This is a genomic window from Polynucleobacter sp. AP-Ainpum-60-G11, from assembly GCF_018688375.1.
Taxonomy (GTDB): Bacteria; Pseudomonadota; Gammaproteobacteria; order Burkholderiales; family Burkholderiaceae; genus Polynucleobacter.
Map to the genome: position 1 here is coordinate 1,629,830 of NZ_CP061318.1, position 21,708 is coordinate 1,651,537.

19 protein-coding genes are annotated in these 21,708 nt (G+C 47.5%); 13 read left to right on the forward strand and 6 right to left on the reverse strand.

Annotated elements, in window-relative coordinates; translation table 11 throughout:
• Positions 1-35 precede the first annotated feature (35 nt).
• The gene (recG, locus tag FD971_RS08430; RefSeq protein ID WP_215333877.1) at positions 36-2,123 is read right to left on the reverse strand and encodes an ATP-dependent DNA helicase RecG; all 2,088 of its coding nucleotides are present in this window, start codon (positions 2,121-2,123) and stop codon (positions 36-38) included.
• A 30-nt stretch (positions 2,124-2,153) separates the two neighbouring features.
• Here recG and queA point away from each other — a divergent pair, with 30 nt between their 5' ends.
• The 5 genes from queA to secF all read left to right on the forward strand — a co-directional run bounded on the left by queA (position 2,154) and on the right by secF (position 7,656).
• Entirely contained in the window at positions 2,154-3,194 is a 1,041-nt protein-coding gene (gene queA, locus FD971_RS08435; protein ID WP_215333878.1) for a tRNA preQ1(34) S-adenosylmethionine ribosyltransferase-isomerase QueA, read from the forward strand.
• Positions 3,187-4,344, forward strand: a complete 1,158-nt coding sequence (gene tgt / locus FD971_RS08440; protein WP_215333879.1) for a tRNA guanosine(34) transglycosylase Tgt — start codon at positions 3,187-3,189, stop codon at positions 4,342-4,344. Before queA ends, tgt begins: the two co-directional genes overlap by 8 nt.
• Before the next feature lie 122 nt (positions 4,345-4,466).
• Positions 4,467-4,793 (forward strand): preprotein translocase subunit YajC, encoded by a 327-nt coding sequence (yajC, locus tag FD971_RS08445; RefSeq protein WP_015421927.1) that lies wholly within the window; start codon positions 4,467-4,469, stop codon positions 4,791-4,793.
• Positions 4,794-4,818: 25 nt separating this feature from the next.
• Positions 4,819-6,678: a protein translocase subunit SecD gene (secD, locus tag FD971_RS08450; RefSeq protein WP_215333880.1), complete on the forward strand. Its 1,860-nt coding sequence runs from the start codon at positions 4,819-4,821 to the stop codon at positions 6,676-6,678.
• Between the two features lie 3 nt (positions 6,679-6,681).
• Positions 6,682-7,656 carry a protein translocase subunit SecF gene (gene secF, locus FD971_RS08455; protein ID WP_215333881.1) on the forward strand — a complete coding sequence of 325 codons (975 nt, stop codon included), beginning with the start codon at positions 6,682-6,684 and terminating at the stop codon, positions 7,654-7,656.
• Positions 7,657-7,683: 27 nt separating this feature from the next.
• On the opposite strand, the gene FD971_RS08460 is transcribed toward secF, so the two are convergent.
• Both FD971_RS08460 and purB read right to left on the reverse strand, forming a co-directional pair.
• On the reverse strand, positions 7,684-9,066 hold the full coding sequence (locus FD971_RS08460) for a 3-deoxy-D-manno-octulosonic acid transferase (RefSeq protein ID WP_371743036.1): 1,383 nt from the start codon (positions 9,064-9,066) through the stop codon (positions 7,684-7,686).
• Entirely contained in the window at positions 9,063-10,442 is a 1,380-nt protein-coding gene (purB, locus tag FD971_RS08465; RefSeq protein ID WP_215333882.1) for an adenylosuccinate lyase, read from the reverse strand. The genes FD971_RS08460 and purB overlap by 4 nt, the downstream gene beginning before the upstream one ends.
• Positions 10,443-10,536: 94 nt before the next feature.
• Here purB and FD971_RS08470 point away from each other — a divergent pair, with 94 nt between their 5' ends.
• Positions 10,537-11,151 (forward strand): glutathione S-transferase C-terminal domain-containing protein, encoded by a 615-nt coding sequence (locus FD971_RS08470; RefSeq protein ID WP_215333883.1) that lies wholly within the window; start codon positions 10,537-10,539, stop codon positions 11,149-11,151.
• 34 nt (positions 11,152-11,185) lie between these two features.
• On the opposite strand, the gene mnmA is transcribed toward FD971_RS08470, so the two are convergent.
• Complete coding sequence (mnmA, locus tag FD971_RS08475) at positions 11,186-12,301, reverse strand: tRNA 2-thiouridine(34) synthase MnmA (RefSeq protein ID WP_215333884.1); 1,116 nt, start codon at positions 12,299-12,301, stop codon at positions 11,186-11,188.
• 164 nt (positions 12,302-12,465) lie between these two features.
• On the opposite strand from mnmA, the gene FD971_RS08480 reads away from it, so the two are divergent.
• The 3 genes from FD971_RS08480 to FD971_RS08490 are packed head-to-tail and all read left to right on the forward strand — an operon-like array spanning position 12,466 to position 15,359.
• On the forward strand, positions 12,466-13,596 hold the full coding sequence (locus FD971_RS08480; RefSeq protein WP_215333885.1) for a Re/Si-specific NAD(P)(+) transhydrogenase subunit alpha: 1,131 nt from the start codon (positions 12,466-12,468) through the stop codon (positions 13,594-13,596).
• A 24-nt stretch (positions 13,597-13,620) separates the two neighbouring features.
• A complete protein-coding gene (locus FD971_RS08485) occupies positions 13,621-13,959 on the forward strand; it encodes a proton-translocating transhydrogenase family protein (RefSeq protein ID WP_011903634.1) in 339 nt (112 codons plus the stop codon).
• A 32-nt stretch (positions 13,960-13,991) separates the two neighbouring features.
• Positions 13,992-15,359 (forward strand): NAD(P)(+) transhydrogenase (Re/Si-specific) subunit beta, encoded by a 1,368-nt coding sequence (locus FD971_RS08490; protein WP_215333886.1) that lies wholly within the window; start codon positions 13,992-13,994, stop codon positions 15,357-15,359.
• Between the two features lie 156 nt (positions 15,360-15,515).
• On the opposite strand, the gene groL is transcribed toward FD971_RS08490, so the two are convergent.
• Positions 15,516-17,168: a chaperonin GroEL gene (gene groL / locus FD971_RS08495; RefSeq protein WP_215333887.1), complete on the reverse strand. Its 1,653-nt coding sequence runs from the start codon at positions 17,166-17,168 to the stop codon at positions 15,516-15,518.
• Between the two features lie 26 nt (positions 17,169-17,194).
• The gene (locus tag FD971_RS08500) at positions 17,195-17,485 is read right to left on the reverse strand and encodes a co-chaperone GroES (RefSeq protein ID WP_015421939.1); all 291 of its coding nucleotides are present in this window, start codon (positions 17,483-17,485) and stop codon (positions 17,195-17,197) included.
• Between the two features lie 318 nt (positions 17,486-17,803).
• Here FD971_RS08500 and FD971_RS08505 point away from each other — a divergent pair, with 318 nt between their 5' ends.
• The 4 genes from FD971_RS08505 to FD971_RS08520 are packed head-to-tail and all read left to right on the forward strand — an operon-like array spanning position 17,804 to position 21,691.
• The gene (locus tag FD971_RS08505; protein ID WP_215333888.1) at positions 17,804-18,016 is read left to right on the forward strand and encodes a hypothetical protein; all 213 of its coding nucleotides are present in this window, start codon (positions 17,804-17,806) and stop codon (positions 18,014-18,016) included.
• 36 nt (positions 18,017-18,052) lie between these two features.
• Positions 18,053-18,631 carry a hypothetical protein gene (locus FD971_RS08510; RefSeq protein WP_215333889.1) on the forward strand — a complete coding sequence of 193 codons (579 nt, stop codon included), beginning with the start codon at positions 18,053-18,055 and terminating at the stop codon, positions 18,629-18,631.
• Positions 18,631-19,254, forward strand: a complete 624-nt coding sequence (locus FD971_RS08515) for a response regulator transcription factor (RefSeq protein WP_215333890.1) — start codon at positions 18,631-18,633, stop codon at positions 19,252-19,254. Before FD971_RS08510 ends, FD971_RS08515 begins: the two co-directional genes overlap by 1 nt.
• A 37-nt stretch (positions 19,255-19,291) precedes the next feature.
• Positions 19,292-21,691 carry a response regulator gene (locus FD971_RS08520; protein ID WP_251368618.1) on the forward strand — a complete coding sequence of 800 codons (2,400 nt, stop codon included), beginning with the start codon at positions 19,292-19,294 and terminating at the stop codon, positions 21,689-21,691.
• The last annotated feature ends 17 nt before the right edge of the window (positions 21,692-21,708 follow it).

The following is a 21,708-nucleotide window of genomic DNA, read 5'->3' on the forward strand; positions in this document are numbered from 1 at the left end:
AATCGTCTTTCTTAATTACAGTCATGATGTCATTATCAAGCTTTTAGAAATTCTGCACGAGAACCTAACCAGCGCTCAAGATGTCTTTCCACGAGATCACCATGCTCAGCTAGTAAACGCTCTGCTGCAGTCTGCGCCAACTCAATCAACCAGGCATCGCGCTGAAGATCCACAAACCGGAGCATTGCATCACCCGACTGCTTTGCCCCCAATAATTCACCAGGGCCCCGCAACGAGAGATCTCGCTCTGCAATCACAAAGCCATCTGAAGTTTCTCGCAAGGTTTGCAGGCGCTCCTTAGCAGCCAAAGATAGGGGTTCTGCATACATCAAGATGCAGACCGAATCTGCTGAACCACGCCCTACACGTCCCCGTAACTGATGAATCTGCGCATAACCAAAACGCTCCGCATGCTCGATCACCATCAGCGCCGCATTGGGTACATCAACCCCGACTTCAATTACCGTTGTTGCCACTAATAGTTGGATTTCATTGGCTTTGAAGGCCGCCATTACCGCTGCTTTTTCTTCGCTCTTCAAACGGCCATGTACTAAACCCACTTTGAAATTCGGTAGCGCTTGCGTGAGCTGCTCAAAACTTTCAACCGCTGTTTGCAATTGCAATACTTCAGACTCTTCAATTAAGGGGCAAACCCAATAGGCTTGCAATCCCTTAGCCAGCCAATCGTGCAGCCCGCTGATCACCTCATCCCTGCGCGCTGCCTTTACCACTTTGGTGGCAATTGGTTTGCGCCCCGGAGGCAACTCATCAATCACAGAAACATCTAGGTCAGCGTAGTAGGTCATCGCCAAGGTCCGCGGAATTGGAGTGGCTGACATCATTAATTGGTGACAATAAAATAATTCCGAACCAACCCGTTGCTGAATTTCTAAACGCTGTCTCACACCAAAACGATGTTGCTCATCAATCACAGCCAAACCTAATTTAGCGAAACTCACCTTATCCTGAATCAGGGCATGAGTACCAATAATGAGTTGAGCTTCACCACTCTCAATCATTTCTTGTGCAAGTCTTTTTTCCTTGGCCTTCAAGCTACCCGAGAGCCATGCAATCTTGACCCCTAAAGGCTCAAACCACTCCTGCATTTTGAGATAGTGCTGCTCAGCCAGAATTTCTGTGGGCACCATGATGGCAGCCTGGTAGCCATGATCCATCGCACGCGCAGCAGCCAATGCCGCAATCACTGTTTTTCCGCTACCCACATCACCCTGCAATAAGCGGTTCATTGGAAAGGTGTTTGATAGATCAAGTCCAATCTCAGACCAGACACGAGCTTGGGCACCAGTCAGCTCGAACGGCAGGACTTTCAGTAAGCCATCTTCAATACTGGCATTTGTTTTTTTTGTTTTACTTGCTTGCTGATCCCTCGCAAAACTAGGGGCACGCCTCTCTCTCCGAATAGCATGGGCTCGCTTCAAAGAAATCTGCTGTGCGAGCAACTCTTCAAACTGCACCCGGCGCCACGCAGGATGCGTCCGCTCCAGAAGTGATTGGGTATTAGCATCTGCAGGGGGTTGATGCAAATAGGTAATTGCGTCTTGCAGCGGCGGCCAATCATTGGTTGGCAAAATTTCTGCCATGAGTTTGGGCGGCAAAAATTCAGCCAAACTCTCTTTCAAACTAGCGTCACGCAAAGCTTGTAATACCGCCTTACGAATAATGGTTTGTGAGATACCAGCGCTAGCTGGGTATACCGGGGTTAAGCTTGCCGGTAATGGAGAGTCTGGCGTAACCGCACGGACGGTGGGATGAACCATCTCAGAACCTTGATAACCCTCGCGAACTTCACCTCGAACCCGCACATGCGCACCGACTGCCATTTGCTTTTGCTGACTGGGGTAGAAATTGAGGAATCGGAGCTGCAACGAAGCAGTGTCATCTTCAATCGTGACTAAAAGTTGCCTTCTAGGGCGGAACATGACCTGATTGCGAATCACGACACCCTGAGTCTGAATGGCATGGAATCTTCCAAACCCCAAAGCTTCCTCGATAGTGAAGAGCTCAGTCTCGTCCTCGTAACGGGATGGCAGGTGCAAAGCAAGTGCCATAGGGCTGTTTAAACCCATCTTTTCGAGTGCAGTTGGCGGTCGCTTAGTCGTCATCGTTAAAATCCAATACCTGATGGTAATGCTATGCAACTTTCCGACTTCAATTACGACCTCCCACCCGAACTAATTGCCCAGCATCCCCTGGCCAATAGAACGGATAGTCGCCTCCTAGAACTGAGGGTGAATGGGGATAAGGCCGCCCAATTGATCGATCGGCAGTTCTCCGACATTCTTAACCTTATCAAGCCTGGGGATTTACTCGTCTTTAATGACACCAAGGTTATTCCAGCTCGCCTGCACGGTAAAAAAGAGACTGGTGGCAATATTGAACTCCTAATTGAACGCATTAGCGGAGATAAACAGGCCTGGGTACAAATTAGAGCCTCGAAGGTTCCTAAGACTGGCAGCATTGTTCATATACACAATAAGGCTGGGGAAACCTTCCCAGTAGAAATGATTGGCTATGATGGCCGATTCTATGAAGTGCGCTTCCCTGAGAATGTATTTGAATTGCTTGAGCGCTTCGGTGAATTACCACTACCGCCATATATTGAGCATCAGCCAGATCAAGAAGATGCTAATCGCTATCAAACCGTCGTTGCCAAGAATCCCGGTGCCGTCGCGGCTCCTACAGCAGGATTGCACTTTGACGAAGCGATTCTCAAAAAGCTAAATGAACTCGGGGTTAGGCAAGCTACCGTTACCCTACATGTGGGTGCTGGCACCTTTACGCCAGTTCGTGAAGAAGACCTCAGTAAACACAAAATGCACTACGAGTGGTTTTCGGTTCCAGCGGAAACTATTGAGGCAATAGAGGTTACTCACAAAGCAGGCGGCAAAGTCATTGCAGTCGGGACAACCAGCCTGCGCGCCCTAGAGAGCCAAGCTCAAAGCCAACAAGCTAGCGGCGAAACGAATTTATTTATTACGCCTGGCTACACATTCAAAATCGTCGATTGCTTGCTCACAAACTTTCATCTGCCAAAATCAACCCTATTAATGTTGGTGAGCGCCTTTGCTGGCATAGACAATATCCGCAATGCCTATCAACATGCCATTCAAAATGAATATCGCTTTTTTAGCTACGGCGATGCGATGTTCTTAACCAGACAAACTCATGACTAAACCTGTTCACTTCAATATCTTGGCGCGTGACTCTGCAAGCCCTGCACGTCTTGGCCAGCTTGACCTTCCCCATGGTAGTGTGCAAACGCCGATCTTTATGCCGGTCGGAACTTATGGCACCGTGAAGGCTATGACACCTCGCGATTTAAATGAGGCCAAAGCCCAAATTATTTTAGGTAATACCTTTCATCTGTGGCTACGACCTGGTTTGGATGTGATTAAAAAGCATGGTGGCTTACACCGCTTTATGGGTTGGGACAAGCCGATCCTCACTGACTCTGGCGGCTTTCAGGTCTTTAGCTTGGGTGCTCTGAGAAAAATTTCTGAAGAAGGTGTGACCTTTGCCTCCCCGATCAATGGCGATAAATTATTTATGTCACCAGAAGTGTCGATGGAAATTCAGGCGGTACTCAATAGCGATATTGCTATGCAATTTGATGAGTGCACGCCTTACGAAGTTAAGGGGCAAGCAACTTCAGAAAAAACTGCGCGCGCTTCACTAGAAATGTCCCTGCGTTGGGGTGATCGCTCCTTAAAGCGCTTTCGCGAGCTCGAGACAGGCAATGGCCTTTTTGGCATTGTCCAAGGCGGCATGTTTGAGAATTTGCGTGAGTTTTCTTTGGATGCGGTCAGTCAACAGGGTTTTGACGGCATTGCCATCGGCGGCCTCTCCGTTGGCGAGCCGAAACCTGAGTTTGAGCGCATTCTCAATTTCACAGCCCCTAAGTTGCCGGAGCACATGCCCCATTACTTGATGGGCGTTGGTACGCCTGAAGATCTGATGCTAGGCGTCAGCCTGGGTATCGATATGTTTGACTGTGTGATGCCAACTCGCAATGCCAGAAATGGTTGGCTCTTTACCCGCTTTGGCGACTTGAAGCTGCGCAATTCAGGGTACAAGGACGACGATCGTCCTGTTGACCCTACCTGCGCCTGCTACACCTGCAAAAACTTCACCAGATCCTACTTAAATCACCTCCAAAAGGCGAATGAGATCCTGGGATCACAGCTCAACACCATCCACAATCTCTCCTACTACCTCCAACTCATGGAAGAGGTCCGAGAATCCCTGGCCAAAGACCGTTTTAGCGCCTATCGAGAGGAATTTCATCGGAATCGCCAGCGTGGCGTTGAGCCTGGACAGGATTAATAGCCTCAGGGCAGTAAATCAGCCCTCAAACCCCCATACAGTTTAGAATTGCGGGTTTACGGCTTCGCTTTAAAAGCCTAAAACTGAAGCAGTTTCCAATTGGTAATTAATGGAGGTTTTGTATGTGGATTAGTAACGCTTTTGCCCAGGCTCCAGCCGCGGGTGCAGATTCTGGCGGCTTGATGAGCTTCCTTCCCCTCATTTTAATGTTTGCAGTGTTGTACTTCATCATGATTCGCCCACAAATGAAGCGTCAAAAAGAAACTAAAGCAATGCTTGAGTCTCTTGCAGTTGGCGACGAAGTAGTGACTGTTGGCGGCATCATCGGCAAAGTAACTGCATTGAAAGATCAGGTAGTGACTGTTGAAATTTCTGCTGGTACTGAAGTGCAAATGCAAAAAGGCGCCATCACAACAGTATTGCCAAAAGGCTCACTGAAGTCCGCTTAATACGTTTGTTTAAAAGTATCTCAATATGAATCGCTACCCTCTCTGGAAATACATAGTCATCCTATTTGCTTTATTAATTGGAGGACTATATTCATTACCCAATTTCTACGGAGAGGCACCAGCGGTTCAAGTCTCGTCCGCCAAACCAACCATCAAGGTTGATTTGGCGACACAGTCTCGTGTCGAAAAGATTCTGACTGAGGACAACATCAGCAACACCGGGATATTTTTTGAATCTACTGGCAATGTAGGCTCAATCAAAATTCGTTTTAACAATACCGATATTCAACTGCGTGCTCGCGACTTGTTGCAGCAGAAATTGAACATCGATCAAAATGAACCCAATTTCACAGTTGCATTAAATTTACTCTCCAATACGCCAAGCTGGTTAAATGCACTCAATGCATTACCAATGCCTCTTGGTCTTGATTTGCGTGGCGGGGTTTACTTCTTGCTGCAAGTAGACATGAAGGGCGCCGTTCAAAAGAAGGTAACTTCCTTGGCAACGGATATTCGTAGTCAGCTTCGTGACAAATCGATTCGCCAACAAGGTATCGAGCGTGGTCAAGACTCCATCACCCTGACTTTTGGCAGCACAGAAGATGCTGAAAAGGCGCGCTCCGTCTTGATGACTAGCCAGCCTGATCTGACCTGGCAAATTAAGCCAACTGGCCTATCCCCAAAACTCATTGGCGAATTTAAACCCACTGCCTTAAAAGAAATTCAAGATAACGCGGTTAAACAAAATATTGTCACGCTCAATAAGCGTGTAAATGAATTGGCTGTTAAAGAGCCAGTCATACAACAACAAGGTGCTGAACGGATTGTCGTGCAGTTACCAGGCGTGCAGGATACCGCTCGTGCAAAAGACATTATTGGCCGCACTGCCACCCTCGAATCTAGACTCGCTGATCCAATCGTTTCCACGATTGCGGTTGGTGAAACTCCACCTCCAGGTATGGATGTTTTCCGTTTTGGAGAAAATCGTCAGGGCGTGTTCAAAAAATCAGTCATCTTTAGTGGTGATCGCATTACGGATGCGAGCGCCGGCTTTGATCAAAACCAACGCCCTGCTGTCAACATCTCGTTGGATGCTGCGGGTGGTCGGGTGATGCAAGAAGTTACCCGCGAGAACATCGGCAAACCGATGGGCATGATCTTGTTTGAAAAAGGCAAAGGTGAGGTTCTCACGATCGCCACCATTCAAGGTGAGTTTGGCTCTAAGTTTCAGATTACTGGCCAGCCAACTACTGAGAGTGCCAATGACTTAGCTCTCTTGTTGCGCGCAGGCTCATTAGCGGCACCAATGGAAATCATTGAGGAGCGCACGATTGGACCAAGTCTGGGCGCAGAAAATATTGAGAAGGGTTTCAAGTCCCTCATCATTGGTTTTGCGGCAATCTCTGTCTTCATGATTGCCTATTATTTATTGTTCGGCACGTTCTCCGTAGTAGCTCTAGCAGTGAACTTACTCCTCTTGATTTCTGTGTTGTCGATGCTGCAAGCCACCTTAACCCTGCCAGGTATCGCTGCGATGGCTTTGGCGCTGGGTATGGCGATTGACTCCAACGTCTTGATTAATGAACGTATTCGTGAGGAGCTGCGCAATGGCGCCGCTCCGCAAACAGCTATTGCCGTTGGCTTTGATAAGGCTTGGGCAACCATCTTGGATTCAAACGTCACCACCTTAATTGCTGGTCTTGCATTACTTGCATTTGGCTCTGGACCAATTAAAGGCTTCGCTGTAGTGCATTGCCTTGGTATCTTGACCTCCATGTTTTCAGCAGTCTTTTTCTCACGTGGCCTGGTTAACCTCTGGTACGGCAGAGGTAAAAAAGTTCAGAAACTCGCTATCGGCCAAGTTTGGCGCCCACAGGAGAAATAGGCCATGGAATTTTTCCGGATCAAAAAAGATATACCTTTTATGCGCCATGCATTGGCGCTCAATGCGGTTTCTCTAATTACCTTCTTAGCAGCGGTCTTCTTCCTCTGGCATAACGGACTGCATCTTTCGATTGAGTTCACTGGCGGCACGGTAATGGAAGTTACCTATCCACAAACCGCGCCTTTAGACTCGATTAGATCGAATGTCGAAAAGTTAGGTTATTCCGATACGCAGATTCAGAATTTTGGTAGCTCACGCGATGTGATGATTCGCTTGCCACTACAAAAAGATGCCGAAGGCAAAATGATTTCCTCTGCGGATCAGAGTGCCGCAGTGATGCAAGCACTTGAGCCAGCTACTTCTGGCGTAAAGCTACAACGCGTCGAGTTTGTAGGCCCTCAAGTTGGACGTGAGCTCGCAATTGATGGATTGATGGCATTGCTATTTGTGATTATCGGCATCGTGGTTTACCTCTCCTTCCGCTTTGAGTGGAAGTTTGCAGTCGCCGGCATCATTGCGAACTTACATGACATTGTCATTATTCTGGGCTTCTTCGCATTCTTCCAGTGGGAGTTTTCACTCTCCGTACTAGCTGCGGTATTGGCGGTATTGGGTTACTCAGTAAACGAGTCAGTGGTGATCTTTGACCGTATTCGCGAGAATTTCCGCAAGTATCGCAAGATGAACACCCGCGAGATTATTGATAACGCTATTACCAGCACAATCAGTCGTACCGTGATTACTCACGGCAGTACTGAGATGATGGTTTTGGCGATGTTGATTTTTGGAGGCCCCACCCTCTTCTACTTTGCTTTAGCCCTCACCATCGGCATTTTGTTTGGCATCTACTCTTCAGTATTCGTAGCAGCGGCATTGGCTATGTGGCTTGGCGTAACCCGCGAAGACTTGGTGAAGGGTGAGCGTAAGCCGGATGATGCTGCCCGTAACGATGATCCAAACTTTGGTGCGCAGGTCTAAGTTTTTACTAAGTAGCTAAATTCGTAGTTAATTTAGCGTGAAATTCTGATGCTCAAGGGCGGCTAATATTTTCTTAGTCGCACCTTGATGCTCAATCGCGTAGGCAGTTGCGGCGCTCGACATCTTTGCCAGTTCGGCGGTATTCAGTAACAATTCTTTCAAAGCATCCATCAGGGCAATTGGTTCGCTCATGATGAGCTCACCCCCGAGACGCTTTGCCGCACCCATCTCTATCGCATCTAATGCAGCCTGCTGGAAGTTATAAGTATGCTCACCGAGCAATACGGGGCAACCAGCAGCACAAGCTTCAATCAGATTCTGGCCGCCAAATGGCAAGAGGCTGCCACCCATCACCACCAAATCAGCGGCACTGTAATACATTGGCATCTCGCCCATGGAGTCACCGAGAACCACATCCACATCGATATCGACTTTCGGCATCTCAAGCCACTCTGAACGGCATCGAAACACTAAACCAGCGGCCTGGATTTGATTGGCGACTTCAGAAAAGCGCTCAGGGTGACGAGGGACCAAACATAGCAATGGAGCAACATCAACAGCGTTACTCAGAAGTAAATCCTTCCACGCTCTCAGAATGATTTCCTCCTCACCATCGCGGGTACTTGCTGCGCAGACCATCAAACGCCGATTGGAGTGCAGCTCTTGCTTCCAAGATTTACCCTGATGGACTAAGTCCGGATCCAGCGGTACATCAAACTTGAGGTTACCCATGATCTCTACTTTTTTTACACCGAGACTACGATAACGCTCAGCATCAAGTTGCGTTTGAGCAAAGATGCCGGAAAACGCCTGAAATAAAGATCTTCCGGCATTGCCAAATCGATTGACGCGACGAGCGCTACGCTCAGAAAGACGCGCATTCACGAGAAATAATGGTAGACCGATTTCTGCACAATAAAACACTACGGTCGGCCAAGCCTCCGTCTCCATGAACAAACCAAACTTGGGCTTAAACGCGCGAATGAAATGAGCGACAGACCAGCAAAGGTCGTAAGGCAAATAGACTTGGCGTAGCTGACCCGTAGCAATTGCTTTTGCGAACAAGACAGCGCCAGTGCGACGGCCATTCAGCGTCATATGAGTCAACAAAATCTTTTCACCACGCGCAAGGTATGCCTCTACAAGCGGTTGAGCAGCTCTTGTCTCACCAACGGATACCGCATGAATCCATACCCAACCTTGAGTAACGGATTTTCCATAAGCAAAACCCAAGCGCTCAGCAAAGTGATTTAAGTATTCTGATGAGTGTCGTGTGCGCCAAGCGAGGCGAAGAAATGCTAAAGGCAATAAGAGGTGCCAAAGCAGTTGATAAACAGCAAACCAGAACTTAGGGCGGGCACCGTATTGTGAATCTTGCGGTACGCGCCCAAGGCTTGGAGTCAAACTCACTTTTTCAGACGTTCGGTCAATTCGACCGCCTTACCTAAATAAGAAGAAGGTGTCATCTCGAGCAATAGGGCTTTTGCATCTTCAGGGATTTGCAAGCCACGAATAAAGGTTTGCAAGTCAGCTTGATTGATTCCTTTGCCGCGAGTGAGTTCCTTGAGTTGTTCATACGGGTTCTCGATGCCATAGCGACGCATGACGGTCTGGACGGGCTCAGCCAATACTTCCCAGCACTTGTCTAAGTCTGCAGCAATTGCAGCATGGTTTACTTCTAATTTGCCTAAACCACGCAATGCGCTGTCATAAGCTAAAACGCTATGTCCAAAGGCGGGCCCAAGATTACGCAATACGGTTGAATCCGTGAGATCGCGCTGCCAGCGAGAAATCGGCAACTTCTCAGCTAGGTGGCGCAGCAAGGCATTGGCCACGCCCAGATTACCTTCAGAATTTTCAAAGTCGATTGGGTTCACTTTATGCGGCATGGTTGATGAACCAATCTCGCCTGCTTTAGTGCGTTGCTTAAAGTAACCAATTGAAATGTAAGCCCAGAAATCACGGTCCATATCTAACAAGATCGTATTGGCGCGGGCAATCGCATCAAATAATTCAGCCATACCATCGTGCGGCTCAATCTGAATCGTATACGGATTAAATGTAAGACCTAAACGTTTCTCAACGACATTCTTGGAGAAATTTTCCCAATCAAAATTAGGGTAGGCAGATAAGTGTGCGTTGTAGTTTCCAACGGCACCGTTCATTTTCCCCAAGAGCGGCACTGCGGCAATCGTTGCAATCGCACGCTCTAAACGTTTTGCAATATTAGCCAACTCCTTACCCAATGTACTTGGGGAAGCTGGCTGGCCATGCGTACGAGACAACAAAGGCACCCTGGCATTCTCAACTGCTAAATCCGTTAATACAGAATGAACTTTTCTGAGTTGTGGCAACAAGACTTGATCACGCGCCCCACGCAACATCAAGCCATGCGAAGTATTGTTGATGTCCTCTGAGGTACAGGCGAAATGAATAAATTCACTAGCTTTCAATAGATCTGGGCGACCAGCTACTTTTTCTTTTAAGAAATACTCAACCGCTTTAACATCGTGGTTGGTAACTGCTTCGATATCTTTAATACGCTGCGCATCGGCATCTGAGAAGTTTTCCGGTAGAGCCAATAAAAAGGCTTCATCTGCTGCACTGATTTTGGGTACATCTGGCAGACCTGCAGAAGCCAAAGCCAGCAACCAATGGATCTCCACAAATACCCGCTGACGCATAAATGCAGCCTCGGACAACCAGGGGCGTAGGGCATCTAATTTTCCAGCGTAACGGCCATCTAAAGGGGAAAGAGCATTAAGGGTAGAAATCGGCTGACTCACGAATATTGCCTTTACATTGAATATGTCAATAAACCCTGATTTTAATCGTTCTTGGGGGCAACCCAAATTGGCTGAGATGGCTATACTGGTCAGTATGAAACTTATCGGATCCCTCACTAGCCCCTATGTACGCAAGGTACGCATTGTTTTCTTGGAAAAAAAGGTTGATGTAGACCTCGAACTCGAGAATGTCTGGGCTGCAGACACCAAAATTGCCCTTAATAACCCCTTAGGCAAGGTGCCTTGTTTAATTTTGGATGATGGCGAAGCTATCTATGACTCCCGCGTGATTGCGGAGTATGTCGACACCCTTAGCCCAGTTGGCAAGCTCATTCCAGCAGGTAGCCGAGAGCGCGCTAGCGTCAAAACCTGGGAAGCCCTGGCTGATGGAGTGGATGATGCTGGAATTTTGGCCCGCTTAGAGGTGACTTTGCGCCCAACAGAGCAGCAAAGCTCTGAATGGCTAGAGCGCCAAATGGGCAAAATTGACGCTGCTTTAGCTCAAATGTCCCGCGAATTAGGCGATAACGCCTGGTGTCATGGCAACCAGATGACGCTGGCGGATATTGCAGTGGGCTGCGCACTGGGTTACATGCTGTTCCGCTTCCCAAATATCGCCTGGCAAGCTCAGTACCCAAATCTAGATGCCTTTTATCAAAAGTTGATGCAAAGACCTTCCTTTGCGGAAACAGCACCGCCAGCAGCCTAAATCAGGAAATTACTCATCAAGTAATTTAGGGAACTTAGGCGGAAATAATTCCACCGCCTAAGCAGATATCTCCGTCATACAAAACCGCAGACTGACCTGGAGTCACTGCCCACTGAGCTTCCGGAAAAGCCAATTGAAAACTCAATGGCCCTTCCACTCCAACATCAAGAGCACAAGCGGAGTCTGCTTGGCGATAGCGGGTTTTTGCTGAATACTGCCCCGGAGTAGGAGCTGTACCAGCAACCCAACTGGCATCAATTGCAGTAAGTTGATTAGCTAACAACCAAGGATGCTCATGGCCTTGAGCGACATACAAAGTGTTGTTAACAATATCCTTACGAGCTACATACCAAGCATCACCATTGCCATCTTGGCTACCTCCTAAACCAATGCCTTTGCGCTGCCCCAAGGTAAAGAAGGCAAGCCCCATATGCTCTCCCACCGTTTTACCTTCAGGAGTTTTAATGGGCCCTGGGGTGCGAGGCAAGTAACGGTTTAAGAATTCTCGGAAAGGCCGTTCACCAATAAAACAAATGCCTGTGGAATCTTTTTTACGCGCATTGTGCAAACCAATTTGCTCAGCAATCTTGCGCACTTCAGTCTTTGGAATTTCACCCAAAGGAAAAAGTACGTTTGCTAATTGGCTTTGAGTTAAGCGATGCAGGAAGTAACTTTGGTCTTTACTGGCATCCAGGGCCTTTAATAATTGCACTCGACCGCCTTCATGTCGAACCCGTGCATAGTGGCCAGTTGCAATGGCATCTGCGCCTAGGCTCATGGCGTGATCTAAAAAAGCTTTGAACTTAATTTCCGCATTGCACAAGACGTCTGGGTTTGGGGTCCTGCCAGCAGCATATTCCCGTAAAAACTCAGCAAAAACACGTTCACGATATTCCGCAGCAAAATTGACTGCCTCAACATCAATGCCAATCATGTCGGCCACAGACACAACATCAAGCCAATCTTGACGTGCTGAGCAGTATTCATCGCTGTCATCGTCTTCCCAGTTTTTCATGAAAAGGCCAATCACTTCATACCCCTGCTGCTTCAGCATCCAGGCTGCAACAGACGAATCGACACCTCCAGACATCCCAACAACGACTTTAGATGGCTTGGAGGCGGGTATTGCGGAAGAATTGAGCGGGATCATCAAAAAATGCGAGAATTCAATATAAGCTAAAACCCCATTGTAAAAGCCTTAACTCAAGTTAGCCTCAAGAGCTGGAATAAACATAAGGGTATCCATATATATGTGTATTGGCGTATATATACCTAAAATAGATTTTTTGAATCATTAGCATTTGGAGACATGCCATGCGCATAGGAGTACCGTTGGAAATCAGACCCGGGGAAACTCGGGTTGCCGCCACGCCGGAAACCGTTAAGAAGCTGATTGCTCAGGGCCACACGGTTGTTATTCAAAAGAGTGCGGGCATTACAGCCAGCCAACCCGATTCTGCATATGAGGCTGTTGGCGCAACAATTGGTAGCGCTGCAGATGCTTTTGGGGCGGAAATCGTTCTCAAGGTGCGTGCGCCTGAAACTGCAGAGCTCAAACAAATCAAATCTGGCAGCGTACTTCTTGGCATGCTCGATCCATTTGATAGTGACAATATTGCTGCTATGGCTACTCAAGGCGTGACTGCATTCTCATTGGAGGCTGCCCCACGTACTACTCGCGCTCAAAGCATGGACGTCCTCTCTTCACAAGCCAACATCGCTGGCTACAAAGCAGTGATGGTCGCCGCAAATGAATATCAGCGCTTTATGCCAATGCTCATGACTGCAGCGGGAACTGTTAAAGCAGCACGTGTGCTCATCTTAGGCGCTGGTGTTGCTGGTCTCCAAGCCATTGCTACTGCAAAGCGTTTAGGTGCCGTTATTGAAGCATCAGATGTACGGCCTGCCGCTAAAGAGCAAATTGAATCTCTCGGCGCTAAATTTGTTGACGTGCCTTATGAAACTGATGAAGAACGTGAAATCGCTCAAGGTGTTGGTGGCTATGCTCGCCCAATGCCAGAAGCGTGGATGAAGCGTCAAGCAGCTCTCGTTGCTGAACGCGCCCAACAAGCGGACATCGTCATTACAACAGCTTTAATTCCAGGCCGTAAACCACCAGTCTTATTGCACAGCGACACCGTTGCCAATATGAAACCCGGCTCTATCGTGATCGACTTAGCAGCTGGTCGTGGTGATAACGGTTCTGGCAACTGCCCACTGACAGAAGCAGACAAGATTGTTGAAAAGAATGGCGTGAAGATCATTGGTTACACCAACCTCGCGAGCATGGTAGCTGCGGATGCCTCTGCTTTGTATGCGCGCAACTTACTCGACTTCATGAAACTCATCGTTGATGCAGAAGCGAAGCTAGTAATCCCAGCTGATGACGACATCGTTACTGCCTGCCTCATGTGTCGTGATGGCCAAGCCGTCCGTAAAAACTAATACAGAATATTCAAAGGAAACATCATGGATCTCGCTGCTTTTCAAAGCATCCTTACAGTCCAAAACATCACCGTGTTTGTCTTGGCCATTTTCGTTGGCTACCACGTGGTTTGGAACGTCACCCCTGCACTCCACACTCCACTCATGGCGGTTACTAATGCCATTTCTGGAATCATTATTGTTGGTGCCCTACTTCAAACCGAAGTGATTGGTGGTGATGAGATCACTCTCACCAGCATCATTGGCGCTGTAGCCGTATTCCTGGCCTCAATCAATATTTTTGGTGGCTTTATGGTCACCCGTCGCATGCTTGAAATGTTCAAGAAAAAAGCTCCTAAGGCTGATGCGGCTGGAACCAAATAAAACTAGAACAAGATCTTATAGAGACCACAATAATGTCAAACATAACCGCGATTTCCTATCTCATTTCCTCGGTGCTGTTCATCCTCGCCTTGCGTGGATTGTCATCACCAACAACATCACGTCAAGGCAATACCTTCGGCATGATCGGCATGTTGCTTGCTGTAATCACCACCTTCATGATTCCGGACTTCAAGCCCGTCTTCTCATTAATTATTGGTGCGATTGTTGGCGGTGCCGTCATTGGAACCATTGCTGCTAAGCGTGTGCAGATGACGAAGATGCCTGAGCTCGTAGCACTCATGCACTCCTTTGTTGGCCTGTCAGCGGTATTGATCGCCATCGCAGCGGTTTACAACCCTGCTCATGACCATACTGGCGCACAAAAGATTGAGCTCTTTATTGGCGCATTTATTGGCGCCATTACCTTTACCGCTTCCGTCATCGCTTTCGGAAAACTTTCAGGCAAGGTTAGTGGCAAGCCAGTGACATTTGCTGGGCAACATTTGCTGAACCTCATCCTAGCAATTGGCATGGTTGGCGGCGGCGTCATGTACTTCATGACAGGTAGCCACGAAGCATTCTTAGCGATGTGCGCAATTGCATTGGTCTTAGGCGTGACATTGATCATCCCAATCGGCGGCGCAGATATGCCAGTCGTTGTGTCCATGCTGAACAGTTACTCTGGTTGGGCAGCGGCTGGTATTGGCTTCACATTAAACAACCCCGTATTGATTATTGCTGGTGCTTGCGTAGGATCTTCTGGTGCGATTCTGTCTTACATCATGTGTAAGGCTATGAACCGCTCTATCTTGGCGGTATTGCTTGGCGGCTTTGGCGCCGAAGCTTCTGCTGGTGGTGCCGATGATGGCGGTCCAAAGAACTACAAAACTGGCTCACCAGAAGATGCGGCTTTCCTGATGGAGAATGCTGACACGGTTGTGATTGTTCCTGGCTACGGTTTAGCTGTTGCCCGTGCCCAGCACGCTCTAAAAGAATTAACCGAGAAGCTCACACACCACGGTGTAACAGTGAAGTATGCGATTCACCCAGTAGCAGGCCGAATGCCTGGTCACATGAACGTACTCTTGGCTGAAGCTGAAGTTCCATACGACCAAGTATTTGAAATGGAAGACATCAACAGCGACTTTGGTCAAGCTGACGTAGTACTAGTACTCGGCGCAAATGACGTGGTTAATCCTGCTGCTCGTACACCAGGTAGCCCAATCTTTGGCATGCCAATTTTGGAAGCATTTAAAGCAAAAACCATTATCGTGAACAAGCGCTCTATGGCTGCAGGTTATGCCGGGCTTGATAACGAACTCTTCTATATGGACAAAACCATGATGGTCTTCGGCGATGCGAAGAAGGTTGTTGAAGATATGGTGAAGTCAGTTTCTTAAAGACCGCACACTAGCTATGAAATAAATAACCGCCTTCGGGCGGTTTTTTTATTGTCCAAGAATCCAGCCTATCCCGATGCCAATAAAAAAACGCCTGGTCTTTTGAACCAGGCGTTTTAGTTTCTACAGCCAGATAGCTGAGGAAATATACGGCTATTACATCATGCCGCCCATTCCACCCATACCACCCATGCCGCCCATATCAGGCATGCCGCCACCAGCGGAATCTTCCTTTGGAGCTTCGCAGATTGCGCAATCAGTAGTCAACAATAAGGCTGCAACAGAAGCAGCATTAACCAATGCAGTTTTTGTTACCTTAGTTGGATCGATCACGCCTTGAGCTACGAGGTCACCGTATTCACCAGTTGCTGCGTTGTAACCGTTATTGCCCTTGCTAGCCAATACTGCATTAACAACTACGCTGGCTTCATCACCCGCGTTAGAAACGATGATGCGGATTGGCTCTTCCATTGCGCGCAATACGATGTTGATACCAGCGTCTTGGTCAGCGTTATCACCTTTCAAGCCTTTGATACCTTGCATTGCACGTAACAGAGCAACGCCACCGCCAGGAACAATACCTTCTTCAACCGCTGCACGAGTTGCATGCAATGCATCATCAACGCGGTCTTTCTTTTCTTTCATTTCAACTTCAGTAGCAGCGCCAACACGAATCACTGCAACACCGCCTGCCAATTTGGCAACACGCTCTTGCAATTTCTCTTTGTCGTAGTCGCTAGTGGCTTCTTCGATCTGAACACGGATGTTCTTCACACGCGCTTCGATTGCTTTAGCATCGCCCGCACCGTCAATGATGATGGTGTTTTCTTTGCCAATTTCGATACGCTTTGCCTGACCTAAATGCTCGAGAGTTGTTTTCTCGAGTGTGAGGCCGATTTCTTCAGCGATCACAGTACCGCCAGTCAAGATTGCGATGTCTTCCAACATAGCCTTACGACGATCACCAAAGCCTGGGGCCTTAACAGCACAAGTCTTGATGATGCCGCGAATATTGTTGACAACTAAAGTTGCCAAGGCTTCGCCTTCAACATCTTCTGCGATGATCAACAATGGACGACCAGACTTCGCTACCTGCTCGAGAACTGGGAGCAAGTCACGAATGTTGCTAACTTTCTTATCAAACAAGAGAACGTATGGGCTTTCCAATACGGCAACTTGCTTTTCAGGCTGGTTGATGAAGTATGGAGAGAGGTAGCCACGGTCAAACTGCATACCTTCAACCACTTCAAGCTCATCTTCCAAAGATTTGCCATCTTCAACAGTAATAACGCCTTCTTTGCCCACTTTTTCCATTGCTTCAGCAATGCGCTGACCAATACTGTGGTCGCTGTTAGCTGAAATAGAACCAACTTGAGCGATTTCTTTAGTAGTTGTGCAAGGCTTGCTGATTTTCTTGAGCTCTTCGATTGCAGCTGTTACCGCTTTATCAATACCGCGCTTCAAGTCCATTGGATTGTGACCAGAAACTACGTATTTCATACCTTCGCGAACGATAGACTGAGCCAATACAGTAGCGGTAGTTGTACCGTCACCAGCGATGTCATTAGTCTTGGAAGCAACTTCCTTAACCATCTGAGCACCCATGTTTTGGAGCTTGTCTTTGAGTTCGATTTCTTTTGCAACGGATACACCATCCTTAGTGATGGTTGGGCCGCCAAATGAACGCTCGATAACGACGTTGCGACCTTTAGGCCCCAAAGTTGTTTTTACTGCGTTCGCCAGAATATTTACGCCTTCTACCATCTTGGTACGGGCGTTATCTCCAAATACGACGTCTTTTGCTGCCATGATTGAGTTCCTTTCTTAGGTACCGATTACTTCTGTACAACAGCCATGATGTCTTCTTCGCGCATTACGAGAAGCTCGTCGCTGCCGACCTTAACTGTTTGACCTGCATATTTGCCAAATAACACGCGATCGCCAACCTTGACGTCTGGTGCATTCAACTTGCCGCTGTCATCACGCTTGCCTGGGCCAACTGCCAATACTTCGCCTTGATCCGGCTTTTCAGCAGCAGCATCCGGAATGATGATTCCAGAGGCAGTTTTTGATTCTTGATCTAAACGTTTAATGATTACGCGATCATGTAAAGGACGCAGATTCATTCCTTCTCCTATGTTAGTAAGTGTTAACTAATTAAAAAACCAATATAAATCATAGTGTTGCAATCTCTTAACACGAGAGTAACAAGCTTTTAAGCTGAAATAGCCCGTTTTAGCACTCGCGCGTAGGGAGTGCTGATTATATAGGTCTGATTCTATGGATTTCAAGGGTTAAATCACCTTAAATTTCAAAAGGACATCTTGCACTTTCTATAATGGAGGCAGGCAAGTAGGTGGATTCCTACAAATAAATAAGCTTTAAGCCCTTACCCCTCCAATCTGTCCTGCCTAGACTGGCTATTCAATGATTGGAGAATGCTGATGAGCCCGAAATCCCGGCTGTACACGCTTGTAAAGGCTTGGAAGAACAAACCCTTCCAAGAAGTGCGCGATGCCTGTGGCCAGCCTTGGCTTGGTCTTAGCGGCGAAGCGCTCGAAGAACACCAATCCTGGTCCCAGCGACAAGCGATTAGTAACGAACCCATCTTTAATAACCAAGGAACAAAGCTGACGAGCTCTTTATTTAGACCATAGCTGACTGCTACTGACACACAGCTCCTCAGATTATTCATGGAGGGTTTAGACACCATTACGTATTGGTATCGTAGCGGTCGCTTTATTCCGGGCGTCTTGCCACTGCCAGCGGAACACCTGGCTTCTAGCAAATTCATAGATGCTTTAAGCGACCTGATTCTGAACTCTCGGCTGCCCGTTGGCCTCGTGAGTTTGGGTATTCACAAACTCAATGATGCCGATCGCATGGATTCCTGCATGGAAGGCCTATTGCGCATGCGCCGTCTTGGAGTTCTGATTCACCTCTTGCAATTTTCTGGGGCCAACTTACAAATCCAATGGATTGAGAAGATGGAACCCGAGGGTATTCATATTGAGATGGGGCAATTTCGAGCCGATGGCTTACCCCACCGAATGACTTCCCTGGACGATAAATTCCACACCCAAATCTACGCCAGCAACATCACGCTGGTGAAGGATTTAGAAAATGTCATGGCAATCGGAGCACACCATAGCTATGGCGGACTGATGATGCCACCAGTAAGTCGACATCAAATCCTACACATCAGTGATAGCCGCATCGCTAAGGCCATTTTTTCGCTGCACCCTCATAAAACCCAAAACGGAGACAAGTAATGAGAAAACGCGTGATGTTGGTAGATGACCATCCAGCTATGCTGATGGCATTAAAAAGTATGTTTCAGGATCAATTGCTTTTTGAAATAGCGGGGCAGGCACAGCATGGTGAAGAGTGCCTACGCTCAATCAAAGAAGTCAATCCTAATATGGTGATATTAGATCTGGATATGCCCAAGACGGATGGCTTTGATGTGATTCGTAGGATTGGCTTGATGTACCCAGAAGTCCGCATCCTAGTGCTGTCCAGCCTGGATGAGGCGGTCTACGGTGGCAGGGTGCGCTCCCTCGGCGCACATGGTTTTGTGAATAAGACTGCAGGGGCAGATGTGATCCTTGCTGCATGCGTTGCGATCTCGCAGGGATACACCTTCTTTACGCATGGAAAAAACGGAAATACCTCTCTCAGTGACAATGACAAATTGGCACTGATATCCGATCGCGAACTGCAGGTCATGAAGTATCTCGGCAAAGGCAATACCAACCAGCAGATATCGGACTTACTTCACATTAGCAACAAAACTGTAGCTACCTACAAGACTAGAGTCTTTGACAAACTCGGCATTAATAATATTGCCGATTTGATCTTGTTCTGCCGCATGAACAACATCATCGAAAGCTAAAGACGGTATGCATCGGTTCATATTGAAAAAGTTATTCATGTTCTGCTGTGTCTATGCTGGTCTGGCTGATGCCGGACCCTTCAGCGCTGCTGAGCAATCATGGATCGATGCCCATCCAGTCGTACGATTTAGCATTCATGAGAAATACGCCCCCTACCTCACCCACTCAAATACAAATGGGGGTTCGGGGCCCTTTAAAGCACTGCTCTCAAAAATTGAAGAATGCACAAGGCAGCAATATGTAGCAGTATGGAGAAAATCAGACGCAGAAGGTTTAAATCAACTTAGCAAAGGCGAAGTGGATTTCATCATCGATCCACCAAATATTAATGACCATGTCATGCAATTTGGATCTCTATCTGAAGCCATCTTTTGGGGGCATGATGCAGTCGTTACCAAGAACTCAAGCAAAATAGACTCACGTAATCTAAAAATTGGGTATTTCGACCGAGGCCTCGAGAATGCACCCTCTAGTACTGATGCTAGCAGTAAAGGCGAGGAAACAGACTCTCCCAATGACTTAATTCAGTCACTTATTAAAAGTGATATTGAGGCACTGGTCATGCCCATTCGCTTGGCTCGGCGATTAATACAAGACACTCAAAATTCAGATCTAAAAATAGATAGCCTATACAGTCGAGATCCATTTGCGTATCGCTGGTTAATCTCATATCAAGATGCTCCATTGCACGATGTACTGAAGCACTTTCTAAATGACTTAGATCCAATTGCCTCAGGTCAGCTTTTTGCCTTAGGCGATGAAGCTCAGTCAAAATCCAGCCTACTTCCTTGGCTCAGTGCGATCTTAGCGCTCACTATTGGTGGAGCTATGTTCTACCAACTGCAGAGAAAATATTTTCATCAGAAGCAAGCTGCGGTTGAGCTACTGCAGTCTAAAGAATTGGCCGAAAAAGCCAATGCTGCTAAGTCCGCTTTTCTTGCAACTATGAGTCATGAAATTCGCACGCCCATGAATGCCATTCTAGGAGTCCAAGAGCTCCTTCTGGGTAGCGCCCAATTTCCCAAAAAAGATAAGTCGCTATTAAAAAGTGCTCAAGCATCTGCTGAGTCTCTTTTAGGCATGCTAAATCAAGTATTGGATATTTCTAAAATTGAGGCTGGCAAGCTCACCCTCAATCTAGAGCCATGTAATCCACACCAATTGATCATGGATATTCATGCAGCGTTTTCTACTGTAGCTAAAAAGCAGGGACTCTTGCTCCACACTTCAATTGATCCCAGAATTGCAGCAGTACTCATGATTGACTCCCTACGTCTACGACAAGTTCTCCAGAATTTACTCAGCAATGCAATTAAATTCACCAGCGAAGGCGAGGTGTACTTTTCCATCACCGTCCTTGCAGATGATCACGCAGGTCAGCTACTAGAGTTTAGGGTAATTGATACTGGGGTAGGTATGGGTGGTGATCAAATCAAATTAGCTCTCCAAGCCTTTGAGCAATTGCCCGCCTCTCAAGAATCCTATCTATGCGAACAACAGAGGGGCACGGGCCTTGGTCTTACTATCACCAATCATCTAGTGAACTCCATGAATAGCCATCTCTATTTTGAGAGTGCCCCAGGATTTGGAAGCAATGTCCATTTTTCTGTAGCCCTACCGAGAACTAGCATTGCCGCACCTCAGGCTAGCAGCTTTGACTCTCGGGCAGCGCCATCTAGGAGCCTGATCTCTAAAAGGGTGGGTCGAAAGAATTGCGCAATTCAGGCTTTGGTGGTTGAAGATCATCCGGCTAGCCGTCAAATTTTGTCACTACAGTTAGAGGCACTCGGAATTAGCGCCTGTGTTTGCGAGAATGCCACTATTGCACTAGAGCTTCTGAAGGACCATCATTTTGACCTGATGCTGACAGATCAATCCATGCCCGGCATGCAGGGCTCTGAATTGGCGAAACAAATCCGGTCCCTAGGTAATCGTGACTTAATCATTATTGGCGTCACAGCCGACATATACGCTCTAGACTCGCGCCATCAATTTTTATCCTCCGGCATGAACGGAGTACTCATCAAGCCATTAAGCATAGGCGCCCTTGAGAATGAACTTATGCGCTATTTTGAAACTAGCCAAAATAAGCCCCGTAAAAATGAAGAGTATTCGTTTGATGCCTTCTCTAGTCTCATCAAAGACGATACCCTTCAAATCATTGTGATTTTGGAGGAAATTGAAAAAGTTCATCTGGATACTCTGAATCAATTGTGCCTAGAAGGCAATCAAGTCCTCCTAGATGAGGCGCAATTTCGGAGCCTAGTTCATAAAGTAAAAGGTGGGGCGCAACTGATGCAAGCCACCGGATTTATCGATGCCTGCCAATCTCTTGAAGTTGACGGCCCGCTCTCAGATCGTGTTGAGCAGTTCATCAACCTTCTACAAGAACAAAACCAAATCATCAAGACTTACAAGAAAAAATACCGTCAGTAATTTGAGGTGCTCGTGGC

Bases quoted from the DNA above. Each gene is read 5' to 3' on its own strand.
- recG (WP_215333877.1), bottom strand. From the start codon at position 2,123: ATGACGACTAAGCGACCGCCAACTGCACTCGAAAAGATGGGTTTAAAC.
- queA (WP_215333878.1), top strand. From the start codon at position 2,154: ATGCAACTTTCCGACTTCAATTACGACCTCCCACCCGAACTAATTGCC.
- tgt (WP_215333879.1), top strand. From the start codon at position 3,187: ATGACTAAACCTGTTCACTTCAATATCTTGGCGCGTGACTCTGCAAGC.
- yajC (WP_015421927.1), top strand. From the start codon at position 4,467: ATGTGGATTAGTAACGCTTTTGCCCAGGCTCCAGCCGCGGGTGCAGAT.
- secD (WP_215333880.1), top strand. From the start codon at position 4,819: ATGAATCGCTACCCTCTCTGGAAATACATAGTCATCCTATTTGCTTTA.
- secF (WP_215333881.1), top strand. From the start codon at position 6,682: ATGGAATTTTTCCGGATCAAAAAAGATATACCTTTTATGCGCCATGCA.
- FD971_RS08470 (WP_215333883.1), top strand. From the start codon at position 10,537: ATGAAACTTATCGGATCCCTCACTAGCCCCTATGTACGCAAGGTACGC.
- mnmA (WP_215333884.1), bottom strand. From the start codon at position 12,301: ATGATCCCGCTCAATTCTTCCGCAATACCCGCCTCCAAGCCATCTAAA.
- FD971_RS08480 (WP_215333885.1), top strand. From the start codon at position 12,466: ATGCGCATAGGAGTACCGTTGGAAATCAGACCCGGGGAAACTCGGGTT.
- FD971_RS08485 (WP_011903634.1), top strand. From the start codon at position 13,621: ATGGATCTCGCTGCTTTTCAAAGCATCCTTACAGTCCAAAACATCACC.
- FD971_RS08490 (WP_215333886.1), top strand. From the start codon at position 13,992: ATGTCAAACATAACCGCGATTTCCTATCTCATTTCCTCGGTGCTGTTC.
- groL (WP_215333887.1), bottom strand. From the start codon at position 17,168: ATGGCAGCAAAAGACGTCGTATTTGGAGATAACGCCCGTACCAAGATG.
- FD971_RS08500 (WP_015421939.1), bottom strand. From the start codon at position 17,485: ATGAATCTGCGTCCTTTACATGATCGCGTAATCATTAAACGTTTAGAT.
- FD971_RS08505 (WP_215333888.1), top strand. From the start codon at position 17,804: ATGAGCCCGAAATCCCGGCTGTACACGCTTGTAAAGGCTTGGAAGAAC.
- FD971_RS08510 (WP_215333889.1), top strand. From the start codon at position 18,053: ATGGAGGGTTTAGACACCATTACGTATTGGTATCGTAGCGGTCGCTTT.
- FD971_RS08515 (WP_215333890.1), top strand. From the start codon at position 18,631: ATGAGAAAACGCGTGATGTTGGTAGATGACCATCCAGCTATGCTGATG.
- FD971_RS08520 (WP_251368618.1), top strand. From the start codon at position 19,292: ATGTTCTGCTGTGTCTATGCTGGTCTGGCTGATGCCGGACCCTTCAGC.